Origin of the sequence: Streptomyces sp. NPDC052107, from assembly GCF_040680215.1 — a bacterium.
In the GTDB taxonomy this organism is placed as follows: Bacteria; Actinomycetota; Actinomycetes; order Streptomycetales; family Streptomycetaceae; genus Streptomyces.
In genome coordinates this window covers 25403-49351 of the sequence record NZ_JBFAWG010000042.1, presented here as the reverse complement: position 1 = coordinate 49351, position 23949 = coordinate 25403, and the positions used below count along the sequence as shown (strand labels likewise).

Below are 23949 nucleotides of genomic sequence, written 5' to 3'. Positions count from 1 at the left end.
GGCGGGGGGCCGCGGAGTTGCGGGCTCGGGCAGGGTGCGCAGGAGCAGCCAGCTCAGCGCCGGCATGAGGACGAGCGGGGTGAGGGGGATCGAGGTGTTCCTTCGCACCCCGTCGTGCTCCGGCCCAGGCGGGATGTCGCACTTCCGATAAACTGCCAGGTGATGACGGAAATCCGCCACCTGCCGGCCGCTCCGACGCTCACCCGGTGGCTGGCGCCGCGCGCGGCGATCGAGGCCCACCGGCACGACGACCACCAGATCGTGTACGCGGGCCGGGGCGTGGTGGCCGCGACCACCGACGCGGGCTCGTGGGTCGCCCCCGCCACCCCCGCCATCTGGGTGCCGGCCGGCACGGTCCACGCCCACGAGGCGCACGGCGAGCTGGAGTTGCACCTGGTGGGGCTGCCGGCGTCCGAGGACCCGCTGGCCCTGGACACCCCCACGGTGCTCGTCGTGTCCCCCCTGCTGCGCGAGCTGATCATCGCCCACACCCGTACACCGGACGACGGCAGCCCCGAACGGGCCCGGCTGCGCGCGGTGTTGCTGGACCAGCTGAGGGCCTCGCCGCAGCAGCCCCTGCACCTGCCCACGCCCTCCTCCCCGCTGCTGCGCGCCCTGTGCGACATCCTGCGCGCCGACCCGGCCGACGGCCGCACCCTGGCCGAGCTGGGCCGGGAGGTCGGGGCGAGCGACCGTACCCTGTCCCGGCTGTTCCGGAGCGACCTGGGCATGACGTTCCCCCAGTGGCGCACCCAGTTGCGGCTGCATCACGCCCTGGTCCTGCTGGCGGAGCAGACGCCGGTCACGACGGTGGCACACCGGTCCGGCTGGTCCTCGGCCAGCGCGTTCATCGACGTCTTCCGGCGCACCTTCGGCCACACCCCCGGCTCCCGCGGCCCGTTCGGCTGACTCCCGCGCCCAGGGGGCAGGCGCGGCTCGGTCCGGTGACCAGGAACGCAAACACACCGGTGAGGCTCCGGCTGCCTGAGCGGCTGTACTCACGCTCCACCCACGCCTGCCCAGGTGGCCGTGTCGGCGGCGTGGCGTGTGCGGTGCCGGAGCGGTACGCGGTGAGGATGGCGGGCGGGAGCAGCCGGCTGGAGGTGGGTATGACGGTGAACCGTATCGGCCTGGTGGTGCACGGCGGCCGTGCCGAGGCCGTGGCCGCCGCGGGTGTGGTGCGCGAGTGGTGCGCGGAGCATGCCGTGGGATGCGCCGATATCGACGTGTGGCAGGAAGGCGCGCGGCACAGTGCCCGGGAGGAGGTCGATTCGGCGGGCGATCCCGACCTCATCGTCACTCTCGGCGGGGACGGCACCTTTCTGCGCGGTGCCCGGCTGGCGGCCGAGAACGACGCCCTGGTCCTCGGCGTCGACCTCGGCCGCGTCGGCTTCCTCACCGAGGTTCCGGCCTCGGGGGTGCGCTCGGCGCTGGACGCGGTCCGGTCCGAGCGGATCAACGTGGAGAGCCGGATGCTGCTGACCATGCGGGCGTCCTGCCGGCTGCAGGTGCCCGCGCAGATGGAGGCGCTTCTGAAGTACGGCCGCGGGCCGATGCTGCCGCCGCCCCGAGTGCGTGGGGAGTGTGAGACGGGCGGCGAGTGGGGAGTCGCGCTGAACGTCACCGCGCTCAACGACGTCGTCGTGGAGAAGCTGGCCCGGGACCGACAGGTGTCGGTCGCCGTCTATCTGGCCGGCCGGCTCCTGGCCAGCTACTCCGCCGACGCGCTGCTGGTGGCCACGCCCACGGGCTCCACCGCGTACAGCTTCGCCGCAGGCGGCCCGGTGGTCTCGCCGCGCGCGGAGGGCCTGGTCTTCACACCAGTCGCCCCGCACATGGTGTTCAACCGCTCGGTCGTGGCCGCCCCCGACGAGCCCATCGCGCTGCGGATCCTCGACCGGTCGGGCGAGGCCGCCGTCAGCATCGACGGCCAGCTGCGCGGAGTACTGAATCCCGGGGACTGGATCGGTGTGTACGCCGCACCACGCCGGCTGAAGGCGGTCCGGCTGGGCCCGATGGACTTCTACGGCCGGCTGCGCGAGCGGATGAACCTCACCGACGCGCCCGCCGCGCTCGCCGACGGCACAGCCGCTCCGCTCTGGCCGGTGACCACACCCCGGCCGGGCGACCTGGCCCACCTCGCCCTGCCTCCGGCTCCCGAGGACGGGCGCCGGCTGTCCTGAGGTCCGGCACGGATACGGGAGCCGGCCCTGGGAGCGCGCCTCCCGTGATAGCCCCACGCGTGTGTCCCCGTTCCGGGGGGCGGTGCGGGTGACATCGGCGGCGTCGGTGGCCGGTGACAAGTCCGCGGGTGCCGGCGAGCGCCGGCCCGCGTGGATGGAGACGTCGCTGTAGCCGGTCCGGGACGCGTGCCGCTCCACGAGCGGCACGCGGATGTACTTGTTGGTGTCGGTGTTGAGGAAGCTCAGCCGGGTGCCCGAGTAGAACGCGGCCATGTTCACTCCCAGCATGGACCCCGGGTGTTGCCCGCTGCGTCGCGTCGCTGACGCCATCGGCATGGGCGCGCCGGCCCTCGTCGGATTCGTGCCGGCACTGCGAACACCTCACAGCCGTCCGGGCCACTGCCAGGAGCTGCGGCGGCCTCAGAGGCGGTGAGGGTCGGTCCTCAACCCGGCCACGGCCGCGGCTCCAGGACCGATCGAGAAGGTCGGAGTGCGGCCGTGCGGGTGCTTGCTGTCACGAACGGGGACGACATGGGGCCCCGCCCCTGACCTCCGCTCAGTCCGTCGTGGACGACTCTCGCCGCGGCAGCTTCCAGTTCGGGCGCGGGAAGTGGCACGTGTAGCCGTTGGGGTAGCGCTCCAGGTAGTCCTGGTGCTCGGGCTCGGCCTCCCAGAAGTCGCCCACGGGCTCCACCTCCGTGACCACCTTGCCCGGCCACAGCCCGCTCGCCTCGACGTCCGCGATGGTGTCCTCGGCGACGCCGTGCTGTTCCTCGTCGGCGTAGAAGATGGCGGACCGGTAGCTGCGCCCGATGTCGTTGCCCTGGCGGTCCCGCGTGGTCGGATCGTGGATCTGGAAGAAGAACTCCAGGATGTCCCGGTAACTCGTCACCGTGGGATCGAAGAGGATCTCGATGGCCTCGGCGTGGTCACCGTGATCGCGGTACGTGGCGTTCGGCGTGTCACCGCCGCTGTAGCCGACGCGTGTGGACACCACGCCCGGCTGCTTTCGGACCAGATCCTGCATGCCCCAGAAACAACCGCCTGCCAGGACGGCCCGCTCGGTTCCCACGGTCATCGGTCACTCCCTGAAGCTCGGACCCGGCGCGGTCGTCGACGTGCCGGTTACACGGTCACCCAGCCTAATACGACCCGCGCGCGACCAACCTTCAGGTCAGGCACCCCCACGCGGTCCCGGGCATCGGAAATCCGGATGGGCCGAGTTGGTCTAGTCCTCTTGACGAGGTGACTCACTGGCGCTTTGGTATGTACCAACTCGGCCCCGCACGACATCACGGCACCACCCCACCACTCCACGCCCGAGGCATCCCCGGAAGGGGCACTGTCATGCACCTGGCAAGATCTGCGGCTTCCGCCTGCGCGCTCGCCCTCGCGGCCACCGGCGCCGTCGTCACTCTGGCCCCGGCCGGCAGCGCCGCGGCGGCGGCGAGCAGCGTCTACTCCGTGGCTCCCTACGTCGACATGTCCAACAGTCAGGAGGGACTCCTCGACACCGCCATCACCGGACACCAGCTCAAGGCCTACACCGCGGCGTTCGTGCTCGGCGAGGGCTGCAACCAGATCTGGGGCGACACCCTCCCCGTCGGCAACGACTCCTACACCGACCCCGAGATAGCCAAGGCGAAGTCCGAGGGCGCCTCCGTCATCATTTCCTCCGGCGGGGCGAGCGGCGAACCGCTCGCCTGGACGTGCTCCACCCAGAGCAGCATCGACGCCGGGTACCAGGCCCTCATCAGCGACTACGGCGTCACCCGGCTCGACTTCGACGTCGAGGGCGCCGCCGTGGCGGACACCGCGGCAGCGGCCCGCCAGATGCAGGCGATGAAGGATCTCAAGGCGTCCAACCCCGGCCTGCAGTTCTCCATGACCCTGCCGGTGCTGACCAGCGGCCTGACCAACGACGGCGTCAACATCCTCAAGGCCGCCAAGAACGCGGGCGTCAAGATCGATGTGGTCAACATCATGGCCATGGACTACTACGCCGGCACCGGCACCGAGATGGGCCAGGGCGCGATCGACGCGGCCAAGGCCACGCTGGCGCAGATGCAGTCCGTCGACTCCGGTTACACCTACGCCGACCTCGGGATCACCCCGATGATCGGCAAGAACGACGACGGTTCGACGTTCACCCTGGCCGACGCCCGGACCGTGGAGAACTTCGCCGCGCAGAACGGTGTCGGACGGCTCGCCTTCTGGTCCGTCAACCGTGACCAGCCGTGCAGCGGAAGCGCCAACTCGCTGCCCACGTGCAGCGAGATCAGCCAGAACAGCCTCGCGTTCACAGACGCGTTCGTGCCCTACGAGGGCAGCTCGGGCGGCGGCGGAGGCACGACGAGTGACTTCTCCTTGTCCCTGTCACCGGGCTCCGCCTCGGTCGCCCAGGGCGGTTCCGCGACCGCGACCGTCGCCACGGCCGTCACCTCCGGCAGCGCCGAATCCGTCACCCTGTCCGCCTCCGGCGCGCCGTCCGGCGTCGGCGTCTCCTTCAGCCCCGCGACCGTGACATCCGGCGGCACCTCGACGCTGACGGCGACGGTCGGCTCGTCCGTGGCCGCGGGCACCTACCCGATCACCGTCACCGGCAGCGCCGCCGGCGGCAGCCACAGCGCGACCTACACGCTGACCGTCACCTCGAGCGGAGGTGGCGGAGGCGGTGGCGGGGGCTCGCTGACCAATGCCGGCTTCGAGACGGGCGGCCTGAGCCCCTGGACCTGCACGGGCGGCAGCACGGTGGTATCCAGCCCGGCCCACAGCGGCAGCCACGCCCTCCAGGTCACCCCGAGCTCCAGCAGCACCGGCGAATGCGACCAGACCGTCACCCTGTCCCCCAACCACAGCTACACGCTCACCGGCTGGGTCCAGGGCCCCTACGCCTACCTCGGGGTCAGCGGCGGCGCCACCGCCAGCACCTGGTCGAACAGCACGAGTTGGAACCAGCTGACCGTCAACTTCACGACGGGCAGCAGCGGAACCGTCACCGTGTACGTCCACGGCTGGTACGGCCAGTCCGACGTCCACGCCGACGACTTCACCCTCGGCTAGGCACCATCCCGATCCCTCACGCGTGCGGCGCACTCCTCCAGCAGAGGCAGTGCGCCGCGCGCACCGGCGCCGGCGGGGCGGGCCCGGGGGTGCTGACGGGTGCGTCAGGGGCTACCGGGCGCCGTACACCGGCCGTGGGGCCTGTGTCTCGGCGAGGAGTTTCAGGGTTGCCTCGCCCGCCTCCCTCGGGGTCCACCGGGCACCCTTGTCGGTGGTCGGGCCCGGGTGCCAGCCTTCCATGACGGTGATGCGGCCGCCCTCGGTCTCGAAGACCCGGCCCGTCACCCCGGCTGAGGCGGCGGAGCCGAGCCAGACGACGAGCGGGGAGACGTTCGCCGGGGCCATGGCGTCGAAGCCGCCGTCCTCCGGGACGGCCATGGTCTCGGCGAAGGTCCGCTCGGTCATCCGGGTCCGGGCGGCCGGGGCGATGGCGTTGACCTGGACGCCGTAGCGGCCCAGTTCGGCGGCGGCGACCAGGGTCAGGCCGACGATCCCGGCCTTGGCGGCGGAGTAGTTGCCCTGGCCGACGCTGCCCAGCAGCCCTGCTCCGGAGCTGGTGTTGATCACCCGTGCCTCGGGCACGCGGCCCGCCTTCGCCTCGGCACGCCAGTGCGCGGCGGCGTGCCTGAGCGGCAGGAAGTGGCCCTTGAGGTGGACGCGCACGACCGCGTCCCAGGCGTCCTCGTCGAGGTTGAGGAGCATGCGGTCCCGCAGGAACCCGGCGTTGTTGACCAGGGTGTCCAGGCGGCCGAAGGTGTCGACGGCGGTGGCGACGAGGGAGGCCGCGCCCTCGGTCGTGGCGATGTCGCCTCCGTGCGCGACCGCCTCACCGCCGAGCGCGCGGATCTCGTCGACGACCCCCTGAGCCGGTCCTGCGGTCCCGCCCGTGCCGTCGAGGCCGACACCGAGGTCGTTGACGACCACTTTGGCTCCCTCGGCGGCGAAGGCGAGTGCGTGGGCACGGCCCAGGCCGCGGCCCGCGCCGGTGACGACGGCCACGCGTCCGGTGCACAGTCCGGTCACGGTCATGGGTGGAGGTCCTTTCGTCGAGTGTCGCGGGGGGTGCTACTTGTTGACACCGGCGGCGTCGAGGAACGCGGGGCGCTCCCCTCCACCGTGGACGTGCAGGCTCGCCCCGCTGATGTAGGAGGCTCGCTCGGAGGCGAGGAACACGCAGGCGTCGCCGATGTCCTCGGGCATGGCGAGGCGGCCGAGCGGGACGGTGCGGGCGACGGCGGCGATGCCGTCCTCGTCCCCGTAGTGCAGGTGCGACAGTTCGGTGCGGACCATGCCGGGGACAACCGTGTTGACCCGCACGCGTGGCGCCCATTCCACGGCCATGGAGCGGGCGAGGCCCTCCAGCCCGGCCTTCGCCGCGCCGTACGCCGCGGTGCCCGGTGACGGACGCGTTCCGCTGACGCTGCCGATCATCACGATCGACCCTCCGCCGCGCTGACCACGCATCACCTCGTACGCGGCGAGCGACGCGGTGAGAGGGGCGAGGAGGTTCAGCTCGACGACCCGGGCATGCCGTCCGGCTCCGCCCTCGCCGAGCATCCGAAAGGGGGTTCCCCCGGCGTTGTTGACGAGGGTGTCGAGGCGGCCGTACTCCCTCCGCAGCCGCTCGAAGACGGCGGCGACCGCGTCGGCGTCGCGCAGGTCGACGGGGAGGAAGCGAGCCGTGCGGCCGGCCGCCTCGACCGGCTCGTCCGGGGGCCGGCGCGCACAGGTCACGACGTCCGCGCCGGCCTCCAGGAACGCCCGGGCGATTCCGGCACCGACGCCCCGCGTTCCACCGGTGACCACCGTGACGCATCCGGTGAGATCGATGATCGCCGCCACCTGACACCTCCCGCAGCGCGCACTCCGCTGCTACCTTCACACCTAACAAACGTTTGGTGGAAAGGTAGCTGATTGGCTCATGGGTGTCTCCACCTCCGTCCCCGAAGAGGGCATCGCCGTCGTCACCGTGGACTTCCCGCCGGTCAACGCCCTTCCCGTGCGCGGCTGGTACGAACTGGCCGACTCCGTGCGTGCCGCCGGCGCCGACCCGGAGGTCCGGTGCGTGCTGCTCACGGCCGAGGGCCGCGGTTTCAACGCCGGTGTCGACATCAAGGAGATGCAGCGCACGGCCGGGCACGAGGCCCTCATCGGCGCCAACCGCGGCTGCTACGAGGCGTTCGCCGCGGTGTACGACTGCGCGGTCCCGGTGGTCGCCGCCGTACAGGGCTTCTGTCTGGGCGGCGGAATCGGGCTGGCCGGAAACGCGGACGCGATCGTCGCCGCCGACGACGCGGTGTTCGGCCTGCCCGAGCTGGACCGCGGCGCCCTGGGCGCGGCCACCCATCTCCTCCGGCTGGTGCCCCAGCACCTGATGCGGGCCCTGTACTACACCTCGCGCACCGTCACCGCCGCGGAACTGCACCGGCACGGCTCGGTGTGGCGGGTGGTCCCGCGCGCACAACTCCACGACACCGCACTGGAGTTGGCGCGGCAGATCGCCGCCAAGGACGGGTCCTTGATCCGGCTGGCCAAGGCGGCGATCAACGGCATCGACCCGGTCGACGTGCGCCGCAGCTACCGCTTCGAGCAGGGCTTCACCTTCGAGGCCAATCTCAGCGGTGTCGCCGACCGGGTCCGCGACACCTTCGGCACGGACCGGGACACCGTCGGCACGGACCAGGAGCAGCAGTCGTGAGCAGGGACAAGACGATGACCGCCGAGGAGGTCGTCGGCCGGCTGGAGAGCGGCATGACGATCGGCATCGGCGGCTGGGGTTCGAGGCGCAAGCCCATGGCACTGGTGCGGGCGCTGCTGCGCTCGGACGTCACCGACCTGACCGTCGTGTCCTACGGCGGCCCGGACGTCGGGCTGCTGGCCGCCGCGGGAAGGATCCGCACGCTGGTCGCGGCCTTCGCCACCCTCGACTCCATCCCCCTGGAGCCGCACTTCACGGCGGCCCGGCAGCGCGGCGCGCTGGAACTGGTGGAGCTGGACGAGGCCATGTTCATGTGGGGACTGACGGCGGCCGCGCACCGGCTGCCCTTCATGCCGGTCCGGGCCGGTCTCGGATCCGACGTGATGAGGGTCAACCCCCGTCTGCGGACCGTGCGTTCGCCGTACGAGGACGGCGAGGAGCTCGTCGCCGTACCGGCCCTTCGCCTGGATGTCGCGCTCGTACACCTCAACCGCGCGGACGTGCACGGCAACGCCCAGTACCTCGGCCCCGACCCGTACTTCGACGACCTGTTCTGCGAGGCGGCCGACGCCGCCTACGTCTCCTGCGAGCGGATCGTGGACAGCGCGGACCTGCTCAAGGACGCCGGGCCGCAGACCCTCCTGGTCAAGCGCGCGTTCGTGAACGGCGTCGTGGAGACCTCGAACGGTGCCCATTTCACCTCCTGTGCGCCCGACCACGACCGTGACGAGGTGTTCCAGCGGGCCTACGCACGGGCCGCCCGCGACCCGGAGACCTGGCGGGCCTTCGCCGAGCGGTTCCTGTCCGGCGACGAGGACGCGTACCAGGCCGCGGTGGCGGCGTTCCACGAGGAGGAGACGGCGGCATGACCGGCACCCGTACGACGACGGCGGTGACGCGCGCCGAGTACTGCGTGGTGGCCTGCGCCGAGGTCTGGCGCGACGCGGGGGAGGTCCTGGCCAGTCCGATGGGCACCGTCCCGACGATCGGGGCCCGGCTGGCGAAGCTGACCTTCTCCTCCGACCTGCTGCTGACCGACGGCGAGGCACTGCTGATCGGTGACGTCCCGGCGGTGGGTGCCCGGGCCGAGGTGGTCGAGGGCTGGCTGCCGTACCGGCAGCACCTCGCCCTGGTCGCGACCGGGCGCCGGCATGTGATGATGGGCGCGAGCCAGCTCGACCGGTACGGCAACCAGAACATCTCCTGCATCGGCGACTGGGCCAGGCCCACCCGACAGTTGCTGGGCGTACGCGGTGCCCCCGTCAACACCCTCAACAATCCGACCAGTTACTGGGTGCCGCGCCACTCGAAGCGGGTGTTCGTCGAGCGGGTGGACATGGTGTGCGGCGTCGGTTACGACCGTGCCGCCGCGGCCGGTCCCTCCGCGTCCCGCCACCACCGCATCGCAGGCGTAGTCAGCGACCTGGGCGTCTTCGACTTCCCCGCACCCGACCTGACGATGCGGCTGCGCTCGCTGCACCCCGGGGTCACTGTCGGGCAGGTCGTCGAGGCCACCGGCTTCCCGCTCCACGTCCCGGACGAGGTGCCGTACACCCGGGAACCCACCGCCGCGGAGCTGCGGTTGATCCGCGAGGCCATCGACCCGACGGCGCTGCGCGAGCGCGAGGTGCCCGCGTGAACGACGTCGCGATCGCCACCCCGCTGACGGAGCTGGTCGGTGTACGGCACCCCATCGTGCAGACGGGCATGGGCTGGGTGGCCGGTCCCCGTCTGGTGTCGGCCACCGCCGACGCCGGCGCGCTCGGGATCCTCGCCTCGGCCACCATGACGACCGACCGGCTCCGTGCGGCGGTCCGCGAGGTCAAGTCCCGTACCGACGCGCCGTTCGGGGTCAATCTGCGGGCGGACGCCTCGGACGCGGGCGAGCGGGTGCGGATCATCATCGAGGAGGGGGTGAAGGTCGCCTCGTTCGCGCTCGCGCCCTCCCGGGAGCTGATCGCCCGGCTCAAGAACGCCGGCGTGGTCGTCATTCCGTCCATCGGCGCGCGGCGGCACGCCGAGAAGGTCGCCGCGTGGGGCGCCGACGCGGTGGTGGTGCAGGGCGGGGAGGGCGGCGGGCACACCGGGAAGGTCGCCACCACCGTCCTGCTCCCCCAGGTCGTGGACGCCGTGGACATCCCGGTGATCGCGGCCGGCGGCTTCCACGACGGCCGCGGTCTGGTCGCCGCGCTCGCCTACGGTGCCGCCGGGATCGCCATGGGCACCCGCTTCCTGCTCACCTCCGAGAGCACCGTGCCCGACGCGGTCAAGGCCCGGTACCTGGCGGCCGCGGTGGACGACGTCACCGTCACGACCAAGGTCGACGGACTCCCCCACCGGATGCTGCGCACGGAGCTGGTCGACTCCCTCGAACGCGCGGGCCGGGCGAGGGCGCTGCTGCGTGCCGTACGGCACGCCGCGTCCTTCAAAGCGTTGTCCGGCATGAGCTGGGCGCGGATGGTCCACGACGGCCTGGCGATGAAGCACGGCAAGGAGCTGACCTGGAGTCAGGTCCTGCTGGCCGCCAACACCCCGATGCTGCTCAAGGCGTCGATGGTCGAGGGCCGGACCGACGTCGGCGTGATGGCCTCCGGTCAGGTCGTCGGCCTGATCGACGACCTGCCGTCCTGCGCAGAGCTCGTCGACCGGATCATGACGCAGGCCCGGGCCACGCTCCACGGACTGCCCCGGGCGTAGCCGTCCACCCGGGGGAGTTGATCCGCTGCGCGCTGCCCGTTTCCGCCGCCGGCCGACCGGGGTGGCGATCTGCGTCGCCGCCGTCTGCCGCCAACCACCCTCGCCGTGGCCGGCCGCAGGCGGCGGACCGGCGGTGTCAGAGCCGCTCGACGATGGTGACGTTGGCCTGCCCGCCGCCCTCGCACATCGTCTGCAGGCCGAAGCGTCCGCCGGTGCGCTCCAACTCGTGCAGCAGCGTGGTCATGAGCTTGGTGCCGGTGGCGCCCAGAGGGTGGCCGAGGGCGATGGCGCCGCCGTTGACGTTGACCTTGTCCGGGTCGGCTCCGGTCTCCTTCAGCCAGGCGAGCACCACGGAGGCGAAGGCCTCGTTGATCTCCACGAGGTCGATGTCGGCGAGGGTCATCCCGGACTTCTTCAGGGCGTACGCCGTGGCCGGTATCGGCGCGGACAGCATCCGGATGGGGTCCTCGCCGCGCACCGAGAGGTGGTGGATGCGGGCGCGGGGCGTCAGGCCGTGCTCCCGTACGGCTCGTTCGCTCGCGATCAGCAGGGCGGAGGCGCCGTCGGAGACCTGGGAGGAGACGGCGGCGGTGAGCCGGCCGCCTTCGACCACCGGCTTCAGTCCCGCCATCTTCTCCAGCGTGGTGTCACGGCGGGGGCCCTCGTCGGTGGTCACCTCGCCGTAGGGGGCGAGTTCGCGGTCGAAGCGGCCCTCGTCGATGGCGCGGACGGCCCGCCGATGGGAGCGCAGCGCGAACTCCTCCATGTCGCGGCGGGAGATGCCCCACCTGTCGGCGATCATCTCGGCGCCGGCGAACTGGTTGACCGGCCGGTCGCCGTAGCGGGCCCGCCAGCCCTCGGAGCCGGCGTAGGGGCCCTGGGTGAGCCCGAGGGGTTCGGCGGCCTGGCGGGTGGCGAAGGCGATCGGGATCATCGACATGTTCTGCACACCGCCCGCGACGACCAGGTCCTGGGTGCCCGAGAGCACGCCTTGCGCGGCGAAGTGCAGGGCCTGCTGGGATGAGCCGCACTGGCGGTCCACCGTCACGCCCGGCACCTCCTCGGGCAGCCCGGCGGCCAGCCAGCAGGTGCGGGCGATGTCGCCGGCCTGCGGGCCGACGGTGTCCAGGCAGCCGAGGACGACGTCCTCGACGGCGGCCGGGTCGACGCCCGAGCGCTGGATCAGCGCCGTCAATACATGGGCGCCGAGATCGGCCGGGTGGACGGCGGCGAGCCCGCCTCCGCGCCTGCCGACCGGGGTGCGAACCGCTTCGACGATGTATGCCTCGGCCATGGCCACTCCTTGGGATCGGGTCCGGGGATCGGTGATGTCCGCGGTCTCATGCGCGCACGGCGATGCCCTCCAGCACCATCGACAGGTACTGGCGGGCGATCTCCTCCGGGCCGTGCCGTCCGCCCGGCCGGTACCAGGACGCGGCGACCCACGCGGTGTCGCGCACGAAGCGGTAGGTGAGCCGGACGTCGAGGTCGGCGCGGAAGACCTCGGCGGCCACTCCGCGCTCCAGGGTTCCCAGCCATGCCTTCTCGAAGCGGGACCGCGCGTCGGCGAGGTAGTGGAAACGCGGCTGGTTCACCAGGTGCCTGGGCTCCTTCTGGTAGATGGCGACGGCGGCCCGGCTCCGGCCGATCCCGCGGAAGGACTCGGTGACGAGGGCCTCGGTCGTCTCCCGGGGGCCGAGCCCGGAGGCGAGTACGGCCTCGTAGCGGCCCCCCAGCACGTCCAGAAAGGTCGAGAGGATCTCGTCGAGCATCGACACCTTGGAGTCGAAGTGGTGGCAGAGGCTGCCCGCGAGCATCCCGACGGCGTCCGTGATCCGACGGACGGTGGTGGCGGTGTAGCCCTGCGCGGTGAACACCTCGGCGGCGGTCGCCAGCAGTTCCTCGCGCCGCTCGGGCGAGGGGCCCGCCGTGGTCTTCTCGCTGCTCCGCTTCGACACCGGTCGGTCTCGGTTCAGGCGTGCTGGCTGCTGACGGACAGGACCTCGCCGGTCAGGTACGAGGAGTAGCCGCTGGCCAGGAAGACGATGACGTTGGCCACCTCCCACGGCTCGGCCCAGCGGCCGAACGCCTCGCGGGCGGTCAGTTCCTCCAGCAGTTCAGGCGTGGTGACCTTCACCAGGTGCGGGTGCATGGCGAGGCTGGGCGAGACGGCGTTCACCCGCACCCCGTACTCCGCGGCCTCCACGGCGGCGCAGCGGGTGAGGGCCATGACCCCGGCCTTGGCGGCGGCGTAGTGTGCCTGGCCCCGCTGTGCCCGCCAGCCGATCACCGAGGCGTTGTTGACGACGACGCCCCCGACGCCCGCCGCCTTCATCCGGCGCAGCGCGGCGCGGGTGCAGCGGAAGGTGCCGGAGAGGGTGACGTCGAGGACCTTGTCCCACTGCTCGTCTGTCATCTCGACCAGGTCGGCGGTGCCGCCGAGTCCGGCGTTGTTGACGACGACGTCCAGGCGCCCGTGCCGCTCCGCCACGAAGTCGAAGAGCGCGGCGACCTGGTCCTCGTCGGTGACGTCGCAGGGCAGTGCCGCGACGCGGTCCGCACCGAACTCCGCGGCCAGCGCCGCCTCCGACTCCTTGAGCCTGCGGGCATGGGCGTCGGAGAGCACGACGCGGGCGCCCTCCTCCAGCAGCCGGCGCGCGGTCGCACCTCCGATGCCGGCGCCCGCGGCGGCGGTGACCACGGCGGTACGGCCGTGCAGGAGGGCGTGCCCGGGAACGTACGGCGGCGGGGGCGTGGTCACGGGCGGGCCTCCTTCGGCAGGCCGAGGACACGCTCGGCGATGATCGGGCGCTGGGTCTCCGCACCGTGCTGGTTCTCCCCGCCGCGTCCGCGCAGACCCGTGAACGCGCCGGTCCGAGCGCCCCGCAGCCAGGCGCGGTCCTCGGTGCGGAACTCCTCGACGCTGCTCATGGGCGGCTCCGGACGCCTCTCGACGACTGACGGGCCGTCAGGTTAACCTACCAAACACTTGTTAGGGAAGGAGGGCGGATGTCCGCTGCCCGCACCGCGCCTACGGAGCCCGTGCTGTACCACCTCGCGCACGCCCCCAACGCCGAGACCGCCAAGGACCCGCTCGGCGGCATGGACGTGCATGCGATGAACGGCATCCAGGAGGCCGGCAGCTGATGGACCTCGACTTCTCCGCCGCGGACGACGCCTTCCGTGCCGAGGCCCGCGCCTGGCTCGCCGACCATGTGCCCGGCATCCCGCTGCCCTCGCTGGAGACGGCGGAGGGGTTCGCGGCCCACCGGGACTGGGAGCGCACCCTGTTCGCCGACCGCTGGTCGGTGGTCTCCTGGCCCGAGGAGTACGGCGGCCGGAACGCCTCGATCCTTCAGTGGCTGATCTTCGAGGAGGAGTACTACACGGCCGATGCGCCCGGCCGGGTCAGCCAGAACGGCATCAACCTCCTCGCGCCCACCCTCTTCGAGCACGGCACACCGGAGCAGTGCGCGCGCGTCCTGCCGTCCATGGCGAGCGGCGAGGTGATCTGGGCCCAGGCCTGGTCCGAGCCGGAGTCGGGCTCCGACCTCGCCTCGCTGCGCTCCACGGCCGTGCGCACCGACGGCGGCTGGCGCCTGAGCGGCCAGAAGACCTGGTCGTCGCGGGCGGCGTTCGCCGACCGCGCCTTCGGGCTGTTCCGCAGCGGCCCGGCCGCCGACCGGCCGCACCAAGGGCTGACCTACCTGATGTTCCCGCTGGACGCGGAGGGGGTGACGGTACGGCCCATCGGGCGACTCGACGGCAAGCCCGCCTTCGCCGAACTCTTCCTCGACGAGGTCTTCGTGCCCGACGCGGACGTCATCGGCGAGCCCGGACAGGGCTGGCGGGTGGCGATGAGCACGGCGGGCAACGAGCGCGGGCTCACCCTGCGCAGCCCCGGCCGCTTCACGGCCGCCGCGGCCCGCCTCACCACGCTGTGGCGCTCCGCCGCCGACCCGTCCGACACCGCGCTGCGCGACCGGGTCGCCGATGCGGTGATCGGCGCCCGCGCCTACGAGTTGTTCACCTACGCGGCCGCCTCGCGCCTGGCGGCGGGGGGCTCGATCGGCGCGGAATCGAGCCTCAACAAGGTGTTCTGGTCCGAGCTGGACATCGCCCTGCACGAGACCGCCCTCGACCTGCTCGGCCCCTCCGGCGACCTCGCCGACGACGCCGCGGACGCGCCCGCGGACGGCGCCTGGGCCGAGGGTTATGTCTTCTCCCTGGCCGGCCCCCTCTACGCGGGCACCAACGAGATCCAGCGCGACATCATCGCCGAGCGGCTGCTCGGCCTGCCGAAGGGACGCCGGTGATGCGCTTCCTCCTCGACGCCGAGCAGCGCGACTTCGCCCGCTCACTGGACGCCCTGCTGACGGCGGCGGGCACACCGGCCGTCGTACGGTCCTGGGCCGCCGGGGACACCGAGCCCGGCCGCGCTCTGTGGACCAGGCTGGCCGAGGCCGGGGTGTTCGCGCTCGCGGTACCGCAGCGGTACGCCGGCCTGGGCGTACTTCCGGTTGAACTGGCCGTCGCATTCGTGGAGTTGGGCCGCCACGCGGTGCCGGGCCCGCTGGCGGAGACAGTCGCGGCGGCGGCCCTTCTGGACCGTCTGGGTGACGCGACGACGGCTGCGGCATGGCTGCCGGGGATCGCCACCGGCAAGGTCGTCGCCACCGTGTGCCTGCTCTCCCCCCACAGCCCCTATGCCCTGGACGCGGACACCGCCGACGCGGTGTTCGTCGTCGAGGGCGACACCCTGCGCCGGGCCGAGGCGCACGGTCCCGTACAGCGCTCGCTCGACCCGGCCCGGCGGCCGGCCCGCCCGCTCGGCGGCACCGTGCCGGCCCGGGGACCGGCCGTCGCCGTCGCGGCCGCGCACGCCGCCGAGGTCGCGGCGCTGACCACCGCCGCACAGGCCCTCGGACTGGGCCGCGCCCTGCTGGACCGGACCGTCGAATACACCCGGCAGCGCAGGCAGTTCGGGGTCGCCATCGGCTCCTTCCAGGCGGTCAAGCACCGGCTGGCCGATACACTGATCGCCCTGGAGTTCGCCCAGCCGCTGGTCCACGCCGCCGCACTGGCGCTGGAGCGGGAGGATGCCGGGTCCGGGCGCGAGATCGCCGCGGCGAAGGTCACCGCCTGCGAGGCCGCGTACGCCGCGGCACGCACCGCCCTGCAACTGCACGGCGCCCTCGGCTACACCGAGGAACTGGACCTGTCCCTGTGGATCCGCAAGGCCCGCGCACTACGGTCCGCCTGGGGCACACCGTCGGCCTGCCGGGCCCGGGTGCTCGCGCCCTGACCGGCTGTCGCCCGGTCGCCCCATGGTTCTTCCGGAAGAGCGAGCGTGGGCCGGCGCCGTTTCAGTGGTTGGGTTTCGCCGTGCTGATCTCCGCCAGCGCCGAGTGCGTGTCCTCGACGGCCGCCAGGTCGCCGAGGCTGATGAAGCCGACCGGGCAGCCGCCGTGTTCCACGACGGGCAGTCGGCGCAGGCCGTGCCGGCGCATCAGCTCGACGGCGTGGTCCGTTGTGTCCTCGGGTGTCAGGGTCAGCACGGGCGGCCGGCTGCACACCCTGCCGACCGTGGTGGTGTGCGGGTCCAGTCCCTCGGCGAGCGTCCGCACCACGATGTCGCGGTCGGTGAGCACACCGAACAGATCGCAGTCGTAGGCGACCAGGACGTCGCCGATGTCGTGCTCCCGCATGAGGAGCGCCGCCCGTTCCACCGTGGTCATCGGCTCCACGGCCACCGCGCCGGGCGACATGACCTCACGTATCCGCCGTGTCATCGGGCACCTCCCGGATCCGAGATGGTGAGGCGTACGCCTCGACCGCCCGCGTAGCCCGGGACGGCGCGGGCAAACCGGCTTTTCCGGCGTCGGCCCGCACGGTCTCCGCGGGCCGAGGCCGCACCCGCTGCCCGCACCGAGCGGTGAGGAGCAGACATGGCGCCGCCGCGCCCGGCGAGTGACGATGGAACCCGAGGGGGGCGGGAGAAGGGATCACGGCGGCCATGGTGGGTGACATCAGCGACGAGCTACGGGCACGGCGCGAGGGCGAGAACGGTCACCGCTCGATGCCGCACACCGCGGACACCCGTCTGCAGGCCTGGGGCACGACCCGGGAACAGTGCCTGACCGAGGCCGTGCGCGCCATGGTCGAGGCCTTCGCCGATGTGTCCGAGGCGCATCCGGCCACCATGGAACGGGTCCGTCTGGCCCCCGGCGACGACGCGGACCTGCTGGTCGCGCTGCTGGAGGAGGTGGTCTACCGGCTGGAGGTGGCGGGCCGGATCCCCGTCGACGTGGAAGCGGAGCCCACCCACGACGGTGGACTGGCGGTACGGCTGTCGCTCGCCGACCTCGCTGACGTCACCGTCACCGGTGCCGCGCCCAAGGGTGTCTCCTGGCAGGAGTTGCACATCGCTCCGGACGCGTACGGATGGTCCTGCACTGTGATCGTGGACGTGTGACCGCACCCGCGCACCCCCCGCCGCACGAGCACCCCCGGCCCCCGCCGTCAGCCCCCTGCCGCTGCCGTCAGCCCTTCACCACCCCGAGCGGCACCAGCCGGGCGACCTTCCGGCACAGCCCGGCCCCCTCGCTCGCGGCGACGACGGCGTCGACGTCCTTGTACGCCTCCGGCGTCTCCTCCGTCAGGCCGCGCCAGGACTTCGGGCGCGCGGCGATGCCGGCCTCGCGAAGCCGCGACCGCAGCTCGCTGCCGGTGATGCTGCGTGCGGCCTGATGACGGCTCATGGTGCGGCCCGCACCATGGCAGGTGGAGTGGAAGGCGTCGCCCCCGGACACCCCGGTCAGCACGTACGACGCCGTGCCGAGGGTGCCGGGGATCAGCACAGGCTGCCCGAACTCCCTTATGTCGTCGGGTAGTTCGGGATGCCCGGGCGGGAAGGCGCGGGTGGCCCCCTTGCGGTGCACGCAGAGCCGCCGCCGCCGGCCGTCCACGGGATGAGTCTCGATCTTGGCGAGGTTGTGGGAGACGTCGTACACCAGCGTCAGCCCGGTACCGGCGGTGCGCCGGAACACGCCGCGTGCCGCGTCGGACAGCAACTGCCGGTTCGCCCGGCCGTAGTTGGCGGCCGCGGCCATGGCCCCGAGATAGTCCCGTCCCTCGGGCGAGTCGACCGGCGTACAGGCGAGCTGCCGGTCGGGCACGGAGATGCCGTAGCGGGCCATGGCGCGGTCCATGAGCCGCACATGGTCGGTGCAGATCTGGTGCCCCAGCCCGCGCGAGCCGCAGTGGATCATCACGCACACCTGGCCCGGCTCGATCCCGAAGGCGGCCGCGGCCGGGCCGTCGTACACCTCGGCGACCTGCTGCACCTCCAGGAAGTGGTTGGCGGAACCCAGGCTGCCCACCTGGCCGAGGCCCCGCTCCCGCGCCCGCTCCCCGACCTGTGTCACGTCCGCGTCGGCGACCGCGCCGCCGTCCTCGCAGCGCAGCAGGTCGCGCTCCTCCCCGTGGCCCCGTTCCACGGCGTAGCGGGAGCCCCCGGCCAGCAGTCGCTCCAGCTCACCGGGGCCGTCCGGCCGCCATACGCCACCGGGCCCGGCGCCTCGCGGAATCGCCCGGTCCAGGCCGTCCATCACCGCGGTCAGCGCGGGCCGGAGCGTGTCGGCGTCGCAGTCGGCGGCCAGCAGCCGCACCCCGCAGGAGATGTCGAAGCCGACACCGCCCGGCGAGACCACCCCGCCGGCGTCCACGTCGGTGGCGGCGACACCTCCGATGGGGAAGCCGTAGCCCCAGTGGATGTCCGGCATGGCGTAGGAGGCGGCGACGATGCCCGGCAGCGTGGCCACGTGCACGACCTGCTCCAGGGACTGCTCGGCGTCGGCGAGCAGCTCCCGGGACGCGAACACGACCCCGGGCACCCGCATGCCCGCGTGCGGCTCGATGCGGAAGCGGAAGGAACGTTCCTCGACCAGCTCCATCGCGGTCTCCGCTCCGGCTCGGCGCGCCCTGGGGTCACTGCCCGTGCAGCGCGGCGAGCACGTCGTCGTCGGTCAGCTGCTCGAAGTCCTCGTACCACTCCCCCACGGCCAGGAAGACGGTCGGCCGCTGCAGGCACAGCACCTCGTCGGCCTCGCCGCGCAGCAGCTCGGACGCCTGCGGGGAGCACACCGGAACCGCCAGCACCACCCGCTCCGGGGACTGCCGGCGCAGCCAGCGCAGCGCCGCCCGCGCGGTCGCCCCCGTGGCCACCCCGTCGTCCACCAGGATGACGGTACGGTCCCGCAGCTCGGGCGCGGGACGGCCCTGCCGGTACCGCTCCTCCCGGCGGTGCAGCTCCGCCCGCTCCCGCTCCACCACGTCGTCCAGGGCCGCCTCTTCCAGACCGAGTTCGTCCAGGGTCCGCTCGTCGAACAGCGGAGGATCGTCACCCGCGAGCGCCCCGACGCCCAGCTCCTCCTGGAAGGGCGCGCCGATCTTGCGTGCGACCAGCACGTCGAGCGGTGCCTCCAGCGCCTGCGCCACCTCGCGGGCGACCGTCACCCCGCCGCGCGGCAGGGCCAGCACGACCGGATGCGTCAGCGCCCCCGCCTCCTGCCGGATGCGCAGCCGCTCGGCCAGCTCCCGGCCGGCATGGACGCGATCATGAAACCGCATGCCCAGTCGACTCCTTCCACACCTTCGCCGTGCTCGTCACCGGGCCACGGCGTGCGGTCGTACGACGGCTCGCGCCCGGCAGGTGCGCCTGCTCGCACTCGAACGACCGGACGGACACGACGGCACCTCCCTCCGGGCCTTGGCCGGGTACCCGGGCCGGGCCGCCATGACACGGGACACGCCGACGGGACTGCGGCTCCGGATCGGGTGACGAGCGGCAGAGGCCGCGGCGGTGTCCGGCAGCCGCCCGCAGGAGCGACGAGTATGGAACGGAGGAGCTGAGAAGATGGCACGCATTCTCATCGACGGGGACGACGTGGTCGTACACCTGTCGTGGTGGCAGCGGGTGGCCGCCCGCCGCGGCGATGTGCGGGTACCGCTGACGGCGGTGTGCCGGGTGACGGTCGACGCCGACTGGTGGCGCGCCCTGCGCGGAGTCCGGCAGCGCGGCACCTGGATTCCCGGTGGTTTGTCCATCGGCACGCGCGGCCACCCCGGCGGGACGGACTTCGTGGCCCTGCGGCCCGGCAGGCCCGTCGTGGTCGTCGAACTGCGGCCCTCGGCTCCCTTCCGGCTCCTCGCGGTGTCCGTGCCGGACGATGACGAGGCGAGGGCCACGGCTCAGCGGCTCAGCCGGACCGCACCGAGGATCGACACCTCCACGCGCTACCGGCAGCCGGTTCCGGTTGCCGAGGAGACCACCGGCGGGAGCACCCCTCGTGCCCTGCCCATGGCCGCCGAGAAACGTCCCGACGGGAGGCATGCGCACTGAGCCAGGGGCTGGGACCTGGCGGTGCCCGGTGTCCCGGTCGTCACCCGCCGCGGAAGGCCCGCAGAAGGTGGTCGCGGACTCGGATCACGTCCGGGTGGTCGGGGACGCCCGGTCGCTGGACCAGGTAGCCGGTGTTGATCGGAGGGTCGTCGGGCTCGTGCAGGGCGACGAGGGCTCCGGAGGCCAGTTCGCCCGCGCACAGATAGCGGGGCAGCACGGTGAAGCCCGCGCCGGCCACGACCGCGGCCTTCACTCCGCGCAGGTCGGGCACGGTGACCGCGGCGGAGCAGGAGAGCCGGCGACCGAAGACGTGACGCCAGTAGCGGCGGGCGATGGGCAGATCCTCGGCGTACGTCACCAGCGGGACCGGGTGCAGGACCGAGGGGCCCTCGGCGGCGAGCGGCCCCTTCAGCCGCTCGGCCCATGAGGGCGCCGCCACCAGCACGAACTCCTCGTCCGCCAGCGCCACCGCGGACAGCGTACGGCCCCGGGGGCGGTGCGTGGCGATCACCAGGTCGTGGCGGCCCGCCCGCAGCTCGTCGAGCAGCGCGTCGGTCAGCCCCGTCGCCACCCGCAGCCGTACCCCGTCCGCCACGAGCGGCGCCAGCGCCGGCAGCACGCTGGTGCACAGGAACTCGGCGGGACCGGCCAGGTGCACCGGATCGGCCGTACGGCCGTCCGCCGCGTCCGGGCCGGCCACGGCGGCGAGCATGTCGAGCCCCGGCGCGACGCGTACCGCGAGCTCGTCGGCCACGGCCGTCGGCGCGACCCCGCGCGGCAGCCGCTCGAACAGCTCCCGCCCCGTCTGCCGCTCCAAGGTCCGCATCTGTGTCGTCACCGTCGGCTGCGACAGCCCCAGCAGCTGGGCCGCACCGGTGAACGAGCCCGACCGGTACACCGCGAGGAACGTGCGCAGCAGGTTCAGATCGAGCGGATGCGGGGCCCCGGCCGGGCGTGGGGCCGGGGGCCCGTCGTCGGAGTCGGTATCGCTCACGCATCAAATGTAGCCATAGAAGTTCCAATGCCTGACATTGGAGTGCTCATTGGAAACAAATGGCTCGGGGCCCTACGTTCGAGGGCGATGTCTCCAGCTCCTCCCGAAAGAAGCACCATGTCGAAGATCCTCTTCGTGATGACCGGCGTCGATTACTGGACGCTGGCCGACGGCACCAAGCACCCCACCGGCTTCTGGGCCGAGGAGGCCGTCGCCCCGTACGAGGCGTTCAAGGCCGCCGGTCACGAGATCGTCGTCGCCACGCCCGGCGGCGTCGTTCCTACCGTCGACCGCGGCAGCCTCGCCCCCGAGGTCAACGGCGGCCAGGAGGGCGCCGACCGGATCGCCGCCGTCCTCGCCTCCATGGCCGAGATCGAGAACCCGATCCGGCTGGAGGACGTCCGCCTCGACGACTACGACGCCGTCTTCTACCCCGGCGGCCACGGCCCCATGGAGGACCTCGCCGTCGACGCCGCCTCCGGCGGGCTCCTCATCGGCACGCTCGACTCCGGCAAGCCGCTGGGCGTGGTCTGCCACGGCCCGGCCGCGCTGCTCGCCGCCGAGAGGAGCGACGGTTCCAACGCCTTCGCCGGTTACCGGGTGGCCGCGTTCACCAACGCCGAGGAGACGCAGGCGGGCTTGGCCGAGAGGGCCAGGTGGCTGCTGCAGACTCGGCTCGAAGAGGCGGGCGTCGACGTCCGGGTCGGCGAGCCGTGGGCGCCCAACGTGGTCGTCGACCGCAACCTGATCACCGGTCAGAACCCCGCGTCCTCGGCCCCGCTCGCCGCCGAGCTGCTGAAGAAACTGGGCTGAACCAGGGGCGTGTCCCGGTCAGCGGTCCAGCGGTACGTCCGCAACCAGACACCACCCCGACCACTCGTCCTAGGGCCGTCTGCGCCACGGGCGTCGCGCGCGGACGACGAACCGCGCGCGACGCCCGTGCCAGGCGATGGCGCCTCACTCCACGGGCCGCCGACCGCCCGGGCTTTCCAGCAGTGCCAGTTCCCTTTCGACGGACTGCCGGTGTTCCTCGGCGTCCTGCCGTGCCCGTCTCGGGCTCCAGCGCCCGTGCATCAGGAACATCAGCGGCAGGAAGACGGCCTGGCCCCCGACGCACACCCACCACCAGGTCTGCCACTGCCCGGGCCCCTCGTCCGCCGCCCGGGCGACCTCGGCTCCGTGGAGGCGGAGCGTGCGCAGCGCGGGCCGGGCCTCGCGCACCAGCGCCAGGTCCGCGGCGCCCACCTCCTTCAGGGCCCGTGCCTGGAGGCCGGCGGGAACCTCACCCGCCCGGTACTTCTCCAGTTCGGCGAAGAGGGCGGGATGCGCGCTGATCACTCGCTGCGCGGGTGCCGCCGCGCCGGCGGCGGCCTGGACCTCGGCGCCGTGTTCCACCAGCGGAGTCACCGAGGTGACCACCACGGGGACGCACGCGGCCGAGACCGTCACGACGACCCGCAGGAGCCACGCCCAGACCGCGAGGCCCGTCGCCGTCGCGGCCGGATTGCGCCGTTCCACCGTCTCCGTGAAGCTCGCCATCCACGGGGCGTAGGTGAGTCCCGCGCACACGCCGATGCCGACGAACAGTGCGGCGAAGTGGTTGTAGCTCGTGCCCTTGTCCGTCGCGGCGAGGGCGAACAGCGAGGTCACCACGATCGACCCGGCCGCGCCGACGAGCATGAACGGCTTGCGTACGCCGAGCTTGTCGGAGAGCAGGCCGACGAGCACCAGCGCTATCGCGTTGCTGGCCCAGTACCAGTTCGCGAGGGCGTTGGCCCGCTGCTCGGTGTAGCCGAACACGGTCGAGTAGTAGATGACCAGGTTGCCGACAGCGGAGTAGTAGAGGAGCAGGTAGACGCTGACCGCGAACGCCGAGCCGACGACGTCGGGACGCAGCATCTGCCGCCAGTGCCCTGCCGCGTTGTGCGTCGCCGGCTGCCGGCGCGCCCGCGCCTCGATCAGCGCGCGGTCGCGCACGCTCACCATGAGCTGGTCCCGCAGCCGCGGGGAGAGTTCGCGCAGTCCGAACAGGGCGAGCAGAAACACGGCGAGTGTGGCGAACCCCGCGAACCGCACCTGGTCGCGCCAGGACGTGGAGTCGAGGGTCGCGCTGGTGACGACGGTGACCACGAGCGAGCCGACCACCGGACCCATCGTCCAGAAGCCCATCGCGCCGGCCCGGCCGAGCTGGGGTGAGAAGTCCCTGATCAGTGCCGGGGTCGCCACCAGGACCAAGCCCTCGACGAAGTAGATCCCCTCGAACATGGCCAGATAGGTGCCCTTGTCCGGGGCGTGCGGCAGCGCGAGCATCAGGGCGCCGACCACCAGCAGGCCGTAGACGACGAGATTGGCTCGGCCCCAGCGGTCGGCGAGGCCGGCCACGAGTGAGGCGATGGCTCCCACGGCGTTGCCGATGACGGACATCCACACGAAGTAGAGGAAGCTCATGTGGAATTCGGCCATGATCGAGGTGCCGACGCCGTACTGGATGTACAGGGCGTAGTAGAGGACGATCGTCGACAGGACGACGATCGCGAGGCAGCTGTACCGGGCCAAGGGCGCCGGGTAGGCGGGGAGTTGGCGGCGCCACAGGCGTCTCAGGGCGCTCGATCGGGCGTGGGCGGAATCGGGTGTGGTGGCGGCCTCACCCGTTGCGGACGGAATCGTGCTCATGACGGCTCCAAGGTGTCGGTGGGTCGTGTCGCCCGTTCTTGCACCAGGGCAGTGAGCATCTGCGGATCCGGAGCGCGCGGGGGCACCGCCTCGTCACACGGCTCCTCCCGCTCGGTTTCGACGGTATTCGAAGGTGAATCCACCTTCAATATCCGTGTCGCGATCCTTGACGGCCGGGTCCGGCGGCGGCACGCTCGGGCTCATCCCGAACCCGACGTCAACACCGAAAGGGCGGATT

Annotated in this window: 25 protein-coding genes; 13 read left to right on the top strand and 12 right to left on the bottom strand. The window is 72.5% G+C overall.

What is annotated here, in order from left to right; all coding sequences use genetic code 11:
* The first annotated feature begins 162 nt into the window (after positions 1-162).
* Positions 163-909: a helix-turn-helix transcriptional regulator gene (locus tag AB0M27_RS31445; RefSeq protein WP_365726663.1), complete on the top strand. Its 747-nt coding sequence runs from the start codon at positions 163-165 to the stop codon at positions 907-909.
* 200 nt (positions 910-1109) lie between these two features.
* A complete protein-coding gene (locus tag AB0M27_RS31440) occupies positions 1110-2183 on the top strand; it encodes an NAD(+)/NADH kinase (protein WP_365726661.1) in 1074 nt (357 codons plus the stop codon).
* A gap of 556 nt (positions 2184-2739) precedes the next feature.
* On the opposite strand, the gene msrA is transcribed toward AB0M27_RS31440, so the two are convergent.
* Positions 2740-3261 (bottom strand): peptide-methionine (S)-S-oxide reductase MsrA, encoded by a 522-nt coding sequence (msrA, locus tag AB0M27_RS31435; RefSeq protein ID WP_365726659.1) that lies wholly within the window; start codon positions 3259-3261, stop codon positions 2740-2742.
* A gap of 269 nt (positions 3262-3530) precedes the next feature.
* Between msrA and AB0M27_RS31430 the strand changes: the two genes are divergently transcribed.
* Entirely contained in the window at positions 3531-5246 is a 1716-nt protein-coding gene (locus AB0M27_RS31430) for a carbohydrate binding domain-containing protein (RefSeq protein WP_365726657.1), read from the top strand.
* 111 nt (positions 5247-5357) lie between these two features.
* Here the strand turns inward: AB0M27_RS31430 and AB0M27_RS31425 are convergent, their stop codons facing one another.
* Together AB0M27_RS31425 and AB0M27_RS31420 are read right to left on the bottom strand one after the other, a co-directional pair.
* Positions 5358-6269 (bottom strand): SDR family oxidoreductase, encoded by a 912-nt coding sequence (locus AB0M27_RS31425; RefSeq protein WP_365726707.1) that lies wholly within the window; start codon positions 6267-6269, stop codon positions 5358-5360.
* Between the two features lie 42 nt (positions 6270-6311).
* Positions 6312-7088, bottom strand: coding sequence for an SDR family oxidoreductase (locus AB0M27_RS31420; protein WP_365726655.1), 777 nt, complete (start codon positions 7086-7088; stop codon positions 6312-6314).
* A gap of 79 nt (positions 7089-7167) precedes the next feature.
* Between AB0M27_RS31420 and AB0M27_RS31415 the strand changes: the two genes are divergently transcribed.
* Genes AB0M27_RS31415 through AB0M27_RS31400 form a run of 4 tightly spaced genes read left to right on the top strand, consistent with a single transcriptional unit; the run spans position 7168 to position 10641 of the window.
* Complete coding sequence (locus AB0M27_RS31415; RefSeq protein ID WP_365726653.1) at positions 7168-7944, top strand: enoyl-CoA hydratase family protein; 777 nt, start codon at positions 7168-7170, stop codon at positions 7942-7944.
* A gap of 14 nt (positions 7945-7958) precedes the next feature.
* Positions 7959-8813, top strand: a complete 855-nt coding sequence (locus AB0M27_RS31410) for a CoA-transferase (protein ID WP_365726705.1) — start codon at positions 7959-7961, stop codon at positions 8811-8813.
* Positions 8810-9583: a CoA-transferase gene (locus AB0M27_RS31405; RefSeq protein WP_365726651.1), complete on the top strand. Its 774-nt coding sequence runs from the start codon at positions 8810-8812 to the stop codon at positions 9581-9583. The genes AB0M27_RS31410 and AB0M27_RS31405 overlap by 4 nt, the downstream gene beginning before the upstream one ends.
* An 11-nt stretch (positions 9584-9594) precedes the next feature.
* Positions 9595-10641, top strand: a complete 1047-nt coding sequence (locus AB0M27_RS31400; RefSeq protein WP_365726703.1) for a nitronate monooxygenase — start codon at positions 9595-9597, stop codon at positions 10639-10641.
* Between the two features lie 136 nt (positions 10642-10777).
* Here the strand turns inward: AB0M27_RS31400 and AB0M27_RS31395 are convergent, their stop codons facing one another.
* From AB0M27_RS31395 to AB0M27_RS31380, 4 genes are read right to left on the bottom strand one after another with little or no spacing between them, the layout of a single operon-like run.
* Positions 10778-11935 carry an acetyl-CoA C-acetyltransferase gene (locus tag AB0M27_RS31395; protein ID WP_365726649.1) on the bottom strand — a complete coding sequence of 386 codons (1158 nt, stop codon included), beginning with the start codon at positions 11933-11935 and terminating at the stop codon, positions 10778-10780.
* Positions 11936-11981: 46 nt separating this feature from the next.
* A complete protein-coding gene (locus tag AB0M27_RS31390) occupies positions 11982-12599 on the bottom strand; it encodes a TetR/AcrR family transcriptional regulator (RefSeq protein WP_365726647.1) in 618 nt (205 codons plus the stop codon).
* Between the two features lie 14 nt (positions 12600-12613).
* Positions 12614-13402, bottom strand: coding sequence for an SDR family oxidoreductase (locus tag AB0M27_RS31385; protein ID WP_365726645.1), 789 nt, complete (start codon positions 13400-13402; stop codon positions 12614-12616).
* Entirely contained in the window at positions 13399-13572 is a 174-nt protein-coding gene (locus AB0M27_RS31380; protein WP_365726644.1) for a hypothetical protein, read from the bottom strand. The genes AB0M27_RS31385 and AB0M27_RS31380 overlap by 4 nt, the downstream gene beginning before the upstream one ends.
* Before the next feature lie 78 nt (positions 13573-13650).
* Here AB0M27_RS31380 and AB0M27_RS31375 point away from each other — a divergent pair, with 78 nt between their 5' ends.
* From AB0M27_RS31375 to AB0M27_RS31365, 3 genes are read left to right on the top strand one after another with little or no spacing between them, the layout of a single operon-like run.
* The gene (locus AB0M27_RS31375) at positions 13651-13788 is read left to right on the top strand and encodes a hypothetical protein (RefSeq protein WP_365726642.1); all 138 of its coding nucleotides are present in this window, start codon (positions 13651-13653) and stop codon (positions 13786-13788) included.
* Positions 13788-14957: an acyl-CoA dehydrogenase family protein gene (locus AB0M27_RS31370; RefSeq protein WP_365726640.1), complete on the top strand. Its 1170-nt coding sequence runs from the start codon at positions 13788-13790 to the stop codon at positions 14955-14957. Before AB0M27_RS31375 ends, AB0M27_RS31370 begins: the two co-directional genes overlap by 1 nt.
* The gene (locus tag AB0M27_RS31365) at positions 14957-15946 is read left to right on the top strand and encodes an acyl-CoA dehydrogenase family protein (protein ID WP_365726638.1); all 990 of its coding nucleotides are present in this window, start codon (positions 14957-14959) and stop codon (positions 15944-15946) included. Before AB0M27_RS31370 ends, AB0M27_RS31365 begins: the two co-directional genes overlap by 1 nt.
* A 61-nt stretch (positions 15947-16007) precedes the next feature.
* Here the strand turns inward: AB0M27_RS31365 and AB0M27_RS31360 are convergent, their stop codons facing one another.
* Entirely contained in the window at positions 16008-16433 is a 426-nt protein-coding gene (locus AB0M27_RS31360) for a CBS domain-containing protein (RefSeq protein ID WP_365726636.1), read from the bottom strand.
* Between the two features lie 224 nt (positions 16434-16657).
* Here AB0M27_RS31360 and AB0M27_RS31355 point away from each other — a divergent pair, with 224 nt between their 5' ends.
* Positions 16658-17116: an archease gene (locus AB0M27_RS31355; protein WP_365726634.1), complete on the top strand. Its 459-nt coding sequence runs from the start codon at positions 16658-16660 to the stop codon at positions 17114-17116.
* A gap of 67 nt (positions 17117-17183) precedes the next feature.
* On the opposite strand, the gene AB0M27_RS31350 is transcribed toward AB0M27_RS31355, so the two are convergent.
* Together AB0M27_RS31350 and AB0M27_RS31345 are read right to left on the bottom strand one after the other, a co-directional pair.
* A complete protein-coding gene (locus AB0M27_RS31350; protein ID WP_365726632.1) occupies positions 17184-18596 on the bottom strand; it encodes an RtcB family protein in 1413 nt (470 codons plus the stop codon).
* 34 nt (positions 18597-18630) lie between these two features.
* Complete coding sequence (locus AB0M27_RS31345) at positions 18631-19272, bottom strand: phosphoribosyltransferase (RefSeq protein WP_365726630.1); 642 nt, start codon at positions 19270-19272, stop codon at positions 18631-18633.
* Positions 19273-19558: 286 nt separating this feature from the next.
* Between AB0M27_RS31345 and AB0M27_RS31340 the strand changes: the two genes are divergently transcribed.
* Complete coding sequence (locus AB0M27_RS31340) at positions 19559-20044, top strand: hypothetical protein (protein ID WP_365726628.1); 486 nt, start codon at positions 19559-19561, stop codon at positions 20042-20044.
* 40 nt (positions 20045-20084) lie between these two features.
* Here AB0M27_RS31340 and AB0M27_RS31335 read toward each other — a convergent pair whose 3' ends face one another.
* Positions 20085-20969 carry a LysR family transcriptional regulator gene (locus AB0M27_RS31335; protein WP_365726701.1) on the bottom strand — a complete coding sequence of 295 codons (885 nt, stop codon included), beginning with the start codon at positions 20967-20969 and terminating at the stop codon, positions 20085-20087.
* Positions 20970-21155: 186 nt separating this feature from the next.
* Between AB0M27_RS31335 and AB0M27_RS31330 the strand changes: the two genes are divergently transcribed.
* Entirely contained in the window at positions 21156-21851 is a 696-nt protein-coding gene (locus AB0M27_RS31330; protein ID WP_365726627.1) for a type 1 glutamine amidotransferase domain-containing protein, read from the top strand.
* 144 nt (positions 21852-21995) lie between these two features.
* Here the strand turns inward: AB0M27_RS31330 and AB0M27_RS31325 are convergent, their stop codons facing one another.
* Positions 21996-23711 (bottom strand): MFS transporter, encoded by a 1716-nt coding sequence (locus tag AB0M27_RS31325; RefSeq protein WP_365726625.1) that lies wholly within the window; start codon positions 23709-23711, stop codon positions 21996-21998.
* Between the last annotated feature and the right edge of the window lie 238 nt (positions 23712-23949).